General features: G+C 67.6%; 1 protein-coding gene and 1 pseudogene. One reads left to right on the top strand and one right to left on the bottom strand.

Annotation, left to right across the window (positions count from 1 at the left end; genetic code table 11):
• Positions 1–68: 68 nt before the first annotated feature.
• Positions 69–887 (top strand): LysR family transcriptional regulator, encoded by an 819-nt coding sequence (locus tag ACIBJF_RS53510; protein WP_399185131.1) that lies wholly within the window; start codon positions 69–71, stop codon positions 885–887.
• A gap of 129 nt (positions 888–1,016) precedes the next feature.
• Here the strand turns inward: ACIBJF_RS53510 and ACIBJF_RS53505 are convergent.
• Positions 1,017–1,252 (bottom strand): annotated as a pseudogene (locus ACIBJF_RS53505) (integrase); the annotation flags it as partial.

Below are 1,252 nucleotides of genomic sequence, written 5' to 3'. Positions count from 1 at the left end.
CGCCGCCGCAGCCCTCGTCCTGCTCCAGCTCGAATACGACCGCACCGTCTAAACGATCACACACAGGCATGATCGCTTACCGGGAAAGGCTCAGTCAGTCGATCCAGCGCCTGGAGCGGGGTCTGGGAGTGCGATTGTTCGATCGGGGGCCGGGTGGAGTGTCGCTGACCGCGGCTGGCGAGACGTTCGCCGCGGACGCGCAGCTCCTGCTCAGTTCACAGTCTGCGGCCATCGAGCGTGCGCGCCGAGTCGCCAGCGGCCTGGCGGGTGATGTACGGGTGGGGTACGTGAGCATTCTCAGCCACCACTACCTGCCGCACCTCCTGAGGGTGGCTGCCGAGGAACTGCCGGGCCTGCGCATCCATTTGCACCGGGACTCGCCGGCCGCCCTCGCCGAGATGGTCCGCTCCGGCACGCTGGACCTCGGATTCCTGCGCGACCCTTCGTCCCTGTCGGCAGACCTCGTCAGCCGTGACTTCGCCGTCGAGCGCATTGCCGCGGCGGTGCCGCACGATCACCCGCTGGCCGACGCGCAAGAGATCGCTCTGGGTAGCCTGAGTGAGGAGGACTTCGTCCTGCCCGATGCCACGGCACTCCCGGCCCTGGCTCACCAGGTGCAACTGGCCTGTCACGAAGCCGGCTTCACGCCCCGCAGTCGTGCGGTGTCCGACGACCTCACAGGCTTGTTCAGCTACGTCGCCTCCGGACTGTGCGTCAGCCTCCTACCCGAACAGCTGAGCGACTTCGGGGTGCCCGAGGTTGCCTTCGTCCCTCTGCGTGGGGAATCGTCCTATCTGGAAACTTCCTTGGTCGCGGTGCATCGGCCGGAAGCGGACGCGGCCGTGCTACGCCTGCTGGAACTGATCACCCGCCACATGACACCGTGACTGCCCCCTCCTTCCCGCTGGTCCCGGCCTCCGGCGAGGCCGGACATGCCGGTGACCGCACTGCCGCACCGACGGCGAGGGCATCGCGACCGTCTGCTCTTGTGCCGCTCGAAAAGTCGTCGCCGCAGGTCACGCGGCGTATCTGTACTCGTTGATGAGGCCACCGAGGATCCGGGTGTGCAGCCGCTTGTGGGCGCCGCTGTCTATCGCGGTGGGCTGTTTCTGGGCATCGGGTGGTAGCTGGTTGCGCGCCTGCTGGGGCCGATGCCAGTTGTGGTGCCTCTGGTAGGCCGCGAGCACCTGCCGGGCATGCGCCTCTCCCATGACGAGTATGTGGTCGAGTACCTCGCGGCGGAGGCTGCCGA

Source organism: Streptomyces sp. NPDC050743, assembly GCF_044456925.1.
In the GTDB taxonomy this organism is placed as follows: domain Bacteria; phylum Actinomycetota; class Actinomycetes; order Streptomycetales; family Streptomycetaceae; genus Streptomyces.
The sequence above is the reverse complement of the archived record's forward strand: the minus strand, read 5'-3'. Positions and strand labels throughout refer to the sequence as shown.